This window comes from Sphingomonas sp. FUKUSWIS1 (genome assembly GCF_000733135.1).
Classification (GTDB): Bacteria; Pseudomonadota; Alphaproteobacteria; order Sphingomonadales; family Sphingomonadaceae; genus Sphingomonas; species Sphingomonas aerolata.
In genome coordinates this window covers 6355-13555 of record NZ_JPJC01000225.1, presented here as the reverse complement: position 1 = coordinate 13555, position 7201 = coordinate 6355, and the positions used below count along the sequence as shown (strand labels likewise).

Annotated in this window: 7 protein-coding genes; 6 read left to right on the top strand and 1 reads right to left on the bottom strand. The window is 66.9% G+C overall.

Annotation, left to right across the window (positions count from 1 at the left end):
- Positions 1-150: 150 nt before the first annotated feature.
- On the bottom strand, positions 151-1182 hold the full coding sequence (locus sphsw_RS13495) for a quinone-dependent dihydroorotate dehydrogenase (RefSeq protein ID WP_031441061.1): 1032 nt from the start codon (positions 1180-1182) through the stop codon (positions 151-153).
- A gap of 234 nt (positions 1183-1416) precedes the next feature.
- Here sphsw_RS13495 and sphsw_RS13490 point away from each other — a divergent pair, with 234 nt between their 5' ends.
- From sphsw_RS13490 to sphsw_RS13465, 6 genes are all read left to right on the top strand, one after another.
- A complete protein-coding gene (locus sphsw_RS13490) occupies positions 1417-1845 on the top strand; it encodes an SUF system Fe-S cluster assembly regulator (RefSeq protein WP_031441060.1) in 429 nt (142 codons plus the stop codon).
- 121 nt (positions 1846-1966) lie between these two features.
- Positions 1967-3457, top strand: coding sequence for a Fe-S cluster assembly protein SufB (sufB, locus tag sphsw_RS13485; RefSeq protein ID WP_031441059.1), 1491 nt, complete (start codon positions 1967-1969; stop codon positions 3455-3457).
- Positions 3458-3553: 96 nt separating this feature from the next.
- Entirely contained in the window at positions 3554-4297 is a 744-nt protein-coding gene (sufC, locus tag sphsw_RS13480; protein WP_031441058.1) for a Fe-S cluster assembly ATPase SufC, read from the top strand.
- A 157-nt stretch (positions 4298-4454) separates the two neighbouring features.
- Positions 4455-5528 carry a SufD family Fe-S cluster assembly protein gene (locus sphsw_RS13475; protein ID WP_031441057.1) on the top strand — a complete coding sequence of 358 codons (1074 nt, stop codon included), beginning with the start codon at positions 4455-4457 and terminating at the stop codon, positions 5526-5528.
- A gap of 2 nt (positions 5529-5530) precedes the next feature.
- Entirely contained in the window at positions 5531-6739 is a 1209-nt protein-coding gene (locus tag sphsw_RS13470) for a cysteine desulfurase (protein WP_414712135.1), read from the top strand.
- Positions 6736-7197, top strand: coding sequence for an SUF system Fe-S cluster assembly protein (locus sphsw_RS13465; RefSeq protein ID WP_031441055.1), 462 nt, complete (start codon positions 6736-6738; stop codon positions 7195-7197). The genes sphsw_RS13470 and sphsw_RS13465 overlap by 4 nt, the downstream gene beginning before the upstream one ends.
- Positions 7198-7201: the final 4 nt, after the last annotated feature.

Sequence of the window (7201 nt, the reverse complement as noted above, 5' to 3'; positions counted from 1 at the left end):
CGGGCTTCGGCGGTGGCGGTGGGGAGGAGGAGGGCGAGCGCGAGGAGGGGAGTCTTCATCGCGTGCGAACCTAGCGCGGATCGGGTGGGTGGCAAGGCGTCCGCCGCAAACTCGCCGTCATCCCAGCTTTTGCCGGGATGACGAAATGTGTCAGCGGGCGTCGACGCCGATCGCGTCGGCGATCGTGGCGAAGCCGTCGCGGGTGATCAGCGCGTCGAGCTCGCGCAGCATCCGTGCGGGGAGGCCGGGGCCTTCATACACCAGAGCGGTGTAGAGCTGGACGAGGCTCGCGCCCGCGCGGAGGCGGGCATAGGCTTCCGCGCCGCTGCCGATGCCGCCGACCGAGATCAGCGGGATCGCGGCGCCGGTGGCCTTGCGGAAGTCGGCGAGGCGCTGGCGGGCGAGCGGGGCGAGCGGGGCGCCCGACAGGCCGCCGGTTTCCGTCGCGTTCGCCGAGCGCAGGCCGGGGCGGCCGATCGTCGTGTTGTTGACGATCAGCGCGTCGATCCGGTTGTCGATCGCGGCGCGGGCGATGTCGTCGATATCCGCGGGCTCTAGGTCGGGCGCGACCTTGAGGAAGATCGGCGTGGTGCCCTTGGCGGCGGTGCAGGCGGCGAGCAGGTCGCGCAGCGCTGCGCCATGCTGCAGATCGCGCAGGCCCGGCGTGTTGGGCGAGCTGATGTTGATCGTGATGTAATCGGCGTGCGGCGCGGCGCGGGTGACGCCGTGGACGTAATCCGCGGTGCGATCGCTCGCATCCTTGTTCGCGCCGACATTGATGCCGAGCACGCCCTTGCCGCGCGCATGGGCTTTCGCACGGTCGAGCGCCGCGTCGAGGCCGCCATTGTTGAAGCCGAGGCGGTTGATCACCGCGCGGTCTTCGGGGAGACGGAAGATGCGCGGCTTCGGGTTGCCGGGCTGGGGCAGGGGGGTGAGCGTGCCGATCTCGACACTGCCGAACCCGAGCCCGAAGAACCCGTCGATCGCGCGACCGTCCTTGTCGACGCCGGCGGCGAGGCCGACCGGGTTGGGGAAGGCGATCCCCGCCACGCTGGTCGCAAGCCGCGGGACGGATGGCGCGAGCGGCGTGCCCGCCTTGCCCCATGCGGCGAGCGCGGCGATCGTCAGGCCATGCGCGCGTTCGGCGTCGAGGCGGAAGAGAAGCGGGTGGTAGAAGGCCATGCGCGCTCTTACCCAGATCGGCTGGGGCGGCCAAACCCTTCTTCCGTCATTCCCGCGAAGGCGGGAATCCATTCGTCCGCAGGCGCAAAAGACAGAGTGGATTTCCGCCTCCGCGGGAATGACGAAGTGGACCCAGTTGCGAGTCGTTAGCACTGGCGGACGGGTTGACGCTGCCCGTCGCAAAGCCCATTTGTCAATCGGATCATATCGGTCCGATTGGACTCACAAGCCACCATGCGTCTTTCCAGCCTAGCCGACTATGCGGTCGTGATGATGAGCGCCGCGGCGCGTCATTGTGGCGGCATCGCGCGGCTGAACGCGACGCTGCTGAGCGAGGAGACCGGCGTGCCGCTGCCGACGGTGCAGAAGCTGGTAAGCCGCTTGTCGGCGGCGGGGCTGATCGAGAGCACGCGCGGGACCGGCGGCGGGTTTCGCCTGTCGCGGCCGCCCGCGTCGATCTCGCTCGCCGACATCATCGAGGCGGTCGAGGGCCCGATCGCGCTGACCGCGTGCGTCGACGGTGCGGCGCAGGATTGCTGCATCGACCAGACGTGCAAGGTGAAGCCGCACTGGAACGCGGTCAACGGCGCAGTCCGCGGCGCGCTCGCCGGCGTGACGCTCGCCAGCCTTTTGCAAGTCCCGAATTCGCCGGTGCCCGCATGACGCGCGCAGCGCCTACCCCTTTCCTTCGCGCCTTTGCGCCTTCGCGTGAGAAGAGTCTGTTCACGCGAAGCCGCGAAGGCGCGAAGACATTAGAGAGCCGCGTTGCGGCGGAGATGGAATGATGGCTACCCGGAACGCAGAGGCCTATGCCGCCGCGAACAAGACGTACGAGTGGGGCTTCTCCTCGGACATCGAACAGGAATTCGCGCCTAAGGGTCTGTCGGAAGACACGGTGCGCTTCATTTCCGCCAAGAAGGGCGAGCCGCAGTGGATGCTCGACTGGCGGCTGAAGGCGTTCGCGCTGTGGCAGACGATGGAGGCGCCCGACTGGTCGAAGCTCAACGTGCCGCCGATCGATTACCAGGACGCCTATTACTATGCGGAGCCAAAGGCGAAGCCGAAGCTGGGGAGCCTCGACGAGGTCGATCCCGAGATCCTGCGCGTCTATGAAAAGCTCGGCATCCCGATCGGCGAGCAGAAGATGCTCGCGGGCGTGGTCGAGGATCCGCTGAACGATGACGGCACGCCGAAGCGTCGCGTCGCAGTCGACGCGGTGTTCGACAGCGTCTCGGTCGCGACCACGTTCCGCAAGGAGCTCGAGGCCGCAGGCGTGATCTTCCGCTCGATCTCCGAGGCGATCAAGGAATATCCCGACCTCGTGCGGAAGTGGCTCGGCAAGGTCGTGCCGCAGCGTGACAATTACTTCGCGACGCTGAACTCGGCGGTCTTCTCCGACGGTACGTTCGTCTACATCCCCGAGGGCGTGCGCTGCCCGATGGAGCTGTCGACCTATTTCCGGATCAATGCCGAGAATACCGGGCAGTTCGAACGCACGCTGATCGTCGCCGACAAGGGCAGTTACGTCTCCTATCTCGAAGGCTGCACCGCGCCGATGCGCGACGAGAACCAGCTGCACGCGGCGGTCGTCGAACTCGTCGTGCTCGACGATGCCGAGATCAAGTACTCGACCGTGCAGAACTGGTATCCGGGCGACGAGAACGGCGTCGGCGGGATCTACAATTTCGTCACCAAGCGTGCGCTGTGCCAGGGCAAGAATTCGAAGGTCAGCTGGACCCAGGTCGAGACGGGCAGTGCGATCACGTGGAAATATCCGTCGTGCGTGCTGGCGGGCGATGGCTCGGTCGGCGAATTCTATTCGGTCGCGGTGACGAACAATCGCCAGCAGGCCGATACCGGCACGAAGATGATCCACCTCGGCAAGAATACCCGCTCGACGATCGTGTCGAAGGGGATTTCGGCGGGGCGCTCGGACAACACCTATCGCGGGCTGGTGCGCGTCGCGCCGACCGCGGAGGGCGTGCGCAACTTCACCCAGTGCGACAGCCTGCTGCTCGGCGACCAGTGCGGCGCGCATACCGTGCCCTATATCGAGGTCCGCAACCCGTCCGCGCAGATCGAGCATGAGGCGACGACGTCGAAGATCTCCGAGGACCAGCTGTTCTACGCGATGTCGCGCGGGCTGGATGCGGAGGCGGCGGTCGCGCTGATCGTCAACGGCTTCGCGCGCGAGGTGCTGCAGCAGCTGCCGATGGAGTTCGCGGTCGAGGCGCAGAAGCTGCTGGGGATTTCGCTGGAAGGGTCTGTGGGGTGATCCCCGCCCGTCATCCCGCCGGCGCGGGCATGACGGGACAGCGCTGGCGCACGACGCGCCGCGGAAATTTAGAGATTTGGAATTGGGCAGAATTCGATGCTGAAAATTGAAAACCTTCATGCCGAGATCGACGGCAAGGAAATCCTCAAGGGGCTCTCGCTCGAGGTGAATGCGGGTGAGGTGCACGCGATCATGGGGCCGAACGGCGCGGGCAAGTCGACGCTGGGCTATGTGCTCGGCGGGCGGCCCGGTTACGAGGTCACGTCGGGCTCGGTGACGTTCGACGGCGTCGACCTGCTCGAGCTCGAGGCGCATGAGCGCGCCGCGGCGGGCGTGTTCCTCGGCTTCCAGTATCCGGTCGAGATCCCCGGCGTGTCGAACGTCCAGTTTCTGCGCGAGGCCCTGAACGCGCAGCGCGCGACGCGCGACGAGAAGGCGCTGTCCGGCGGCGAGTTCCTGAAGCTCGCGCGCGGGCAGGCGGATCTGCTCGGCATGGATTACGACATGCTCAAGCGGCCGGTGAATGTCGGCTTTTCGGGCGGCGAGAAGAAGCGCAACGAGATGGTGCAGATGGGCATCGTCAACCCGAAGTTCGCGATCCTCGACGAGACCGATTCCGGCCTCGACATCGACGCGCTGCGCGTCGTCGGCGACGGCATCAACCGCATCATGCGCGCGCCCGACAAGGCGGTGCTGCTGATCACGCATTACCAGCGGCTGCTCGATTATGTGGAGCCGGACTTTGTCCATGTGCTCGCCGACGGGCGCATCGTCCGGTCGGGCGGCAAGGAACTCGCGCAGCAGCTCGAGAGCGAAGGCTATGTGGGGATCGCCGCATGATCTCCCTTCGTGCCGCAGGCAGGAAAGATTGGGCTCACGCGAAGGCGCAAAGGCGCGAAGGGCGTGTGGTCAATAATCTCGTCAGCAATATCCTTCCAACGCCTCTTCGCGCCTTCGCGCCTTCGCGTGAACCATTCTCGTTTTCGTGGGCCGCATCATGAGTGTTCTCGAACTTCCCTCCACGCGCGAGGAGTCGTGGCGCTGGGGTGATCCGGCGGCGATCGCGGCGGCGGCGGGGTTGCCGCGGGGTGAGGCGCCGGCGGGCGCGTGGTTCCTTGAGCTCGAGGGCGCGCGGGCGGTGTTTGTCGATGGCGCGCTGGATGAAGGTCGCAGCGAGCTTCGGCATGTCGCGATCGCGCCGCTCGAGGGTGGCACGCATGTGCTGGGCGCGCGGACGACCGGCCATGGCTGGTCGTTGCGCGTCGAGGCGCACGCTTCGGCGGAGCTGATCCAGATCGTCCATATCGCGACCGGCGGCGAGAACCATGTTCCCGCCGAGATCATCCTCGCGGACGGCGCGCAGGCGTCGGTGGTCGAGACCTATGTCGGGACCGGCTGGTCGAACCGGTCGACGCGGATGACGCTGGGCGCGGGCGCGAAGCTGACGCGTGCGGTGCGGTTGCTCCAGACCGCCGGCTTCGTGTCGGTGCGCGACGAGGCGGATGTCGGTGCGGGGGCGAGCCTGATCGTGACGATGCTCGGCGCGGGCGATGCGGGGACGCGGATCGACGGCGCGATCACCGTGTCGGGCGACGATGCGTTTGCCGAATATGGCGGCGCGCTGCTGACGCGGCGCGACCAGCGGCAGGAATGCGCGCTGTCGGTGCGGCATGCCGCGCTGAACGGGCAGAGCAAGCAGATCTGGCGCGCGGTCGCGGCGGATACGTCGACCGTGAGCCTTGCGGCGCGCGTCGAGGTGGCACGCGATGCGCAGAAGACCGACGGCGTCCAGTCGCTGCGCGGGCTGCTGCTCAAGCGGACCGCGACGGTCAATCTGAAGCCCGAGCTCGAGATCTTCGCGGACGACGTGAAGTGCGCGCACGGTGCGACGGTCGGCGAACTCGACCAGCGCGCGCTGTTCTACATGCAGAGCCGCGGCATCCCGCATGCCAAGGCGCAGGCGCTGCTGACGCGTGCGTTCGTCGGCGATGCGTTCGCGCAGATCGCGGACGAGACGGTGCGCGACGCGTTCGTCGCGGACGCGGATGCGTGGCTGGAGGCGGCGCTGTGACCCTGACGCTCGAAACGCGCCCGCTCGACCGGGTATCGGACTTTCCGGCGATCCCCGAGGGCTGGGCGTATCTCGATACCGCTGCCACCGCGCAGAAGCCGCAAGTCGTGGTCGACGCTATCACGCGCGCGTACGGCGAGACCTATGCGACCGTGCACCGTGGTGTGTACCAGCGCTCCGCCGACATGACGGTCGCGTACGAGGCGGCGCGGCGGGCGGTGGCGCGGTTCATCGGCGCGGGATCGCCCGACGAGATCGTGTTCGTGCGCGGCGCGACCGAGGCGATCAACCTGGTCGCGACCTGCTGGGCGGGGACCCAGCTGAAGGCGGGCGACCGCATCCTGTTGTCGATGCTCGAACATCATTCGAACATCGTGCCGTGGCAGATGATCGCCGAGGCCCGCGGTGTCGCGATCGACGTGCTGCCGCTGACCGAAGACCACCGCATCGATCTCGATGCGATGGAGCGGATGATCACGCCTGCGCACAAGCTGGTCGCGCTCGGCCATGTGTCGAACGTGCTCGGCTCGGTGCTCGACGCGAAGCGCGCGACGGAAATCGCGCATTCGGTGGGTGCGAAGATCCTGCTCGACGGCTGCCAGTCGGTGCCGCGGATCTCGGTCGACGTGACGGCGATCGGCTGCGACTTCTACGTGTTCTCGGGCCACAAGCTGTACGGTCCGACCGGGATCGGTGTGCTGTGGGCAAAGCCCGAGCTGCTCGACGCGATGCCGCCCTATCAGGGTGGCGGGTCGATGATCGACAAGGTGTCGTTCGCGAAGACGACGTACGCGCCAGCGCCGGGACGGTTCGAGGCGGGAACGCCGCATATCGTCGGCGCGCTCGGGCTGCATGCGGCGATCGATTATGTCGAGAGCATCGGGCTCGGCGCGATCCATGCGCACGAGACCGCGCTGGTCACCGCGACGCGCGAGGCGCTGTCGGGGATCAATTCGGTGCGGCTCTATGGGCCGGCGGATTCGGCGGGGATCGTCTCGTTCACGATCGAAGGGGTTCATCCGCACGACATCGGCACCATATTGGACGAAGAGCGCGTCGCGATCCGGGCTGGCCATCACTGCGCCCAGCCGCTGATGGAGATGCTGGGCGTCGAGGCGACGGCCAGGGCGAGCTTCGGTGTCTATAACGGTCCGGCAGACGTGGATGCGCTGGTGCGCGGTATCGCGCGAGTAACGAGGATATTTGGATGAGCGATCGGTTCGAGATCGAGGAAGTCGAGGCGGTGCAGTCGCCGCCCAAGGCGCGTGTCGTGCTCGACACCGACGGCGATGCGGAGCGCAAGCGCGACTATCTCGCCGGGTTCCTGGCGCAGAAGCCGCAGGTGGACTCCCCCAGCGAACCGGGTGGCGCGGTATATGATGCGATCATCGACGCGCTGAAGGACATCTATGATCCCGAGATCCCGGTGAATATCTATGACCTGGGGCTGATCTATGGCGTCGAGGTGACCGAGGACGGGCATGCGGTCGTCACGATGACGCTGACGACGCCGAACTGTCCGGTCGCGGAATCGATGCCGATGGAGGTCGAGATGCGCGTCGGTGCGGTGCCGGGTGTCGGTGTCGCCGAGGTGAACCTGGTGTGGGATCCGGCATGGGATCCGCAGAAGATGTCCGACGAGGCGAAGCTCGAACTGGGCATGTTGTAACGAC

What these genes read in the sequence shown, in the direction of transcription:
- sphsw_RS13495 (WP_031441061.1), bottom strand. Translation starts at nt 1,182, where the DNA reads ATGGCCTTCTACCACCCGCTTCTCTTCCGCCTCGACGCCGAACGCGCG.
- sphsw_RS13490 (WP_031441060.1), top strand. Translation starts at nt 1,417, where the DNA reads ATGCGTCTTTCCAGCCTAGCCGACTATGCGGTCGTGATGATGAGCGCC.
- sufB (WP_031441059.1), top strand. Translation starts at nt 1,967, where the DNA reads ATGGCTACCCGGAACGCAGAGGCCTATGCCGCCGCGAACAAGACGTAC.
- sufC (WP_031441058.1), top strand. Translation starts at nt 3,554, where the DNA reads ATGCTGAAAATTGAAAACCTTCATGCCGAGATCGACGGCAAGGAAATC.
- sphsw_RS13475 (WP_031441057.1), top strand. Translation starts at nt 4,455, where the DNA reads ATGAGTGTTCTCGAACTTCCCTCCACGCGCGAGGAGTCGTGGCGCTGG.
- sphsw_RS13465 (WP_031441055.1), top strand. Translation starts at nt 6,736, where the DNA reads ATGAGCGATCGGTTCGAGATCGAGGAAGTCGAGGCGGTGCAGTCGCCG.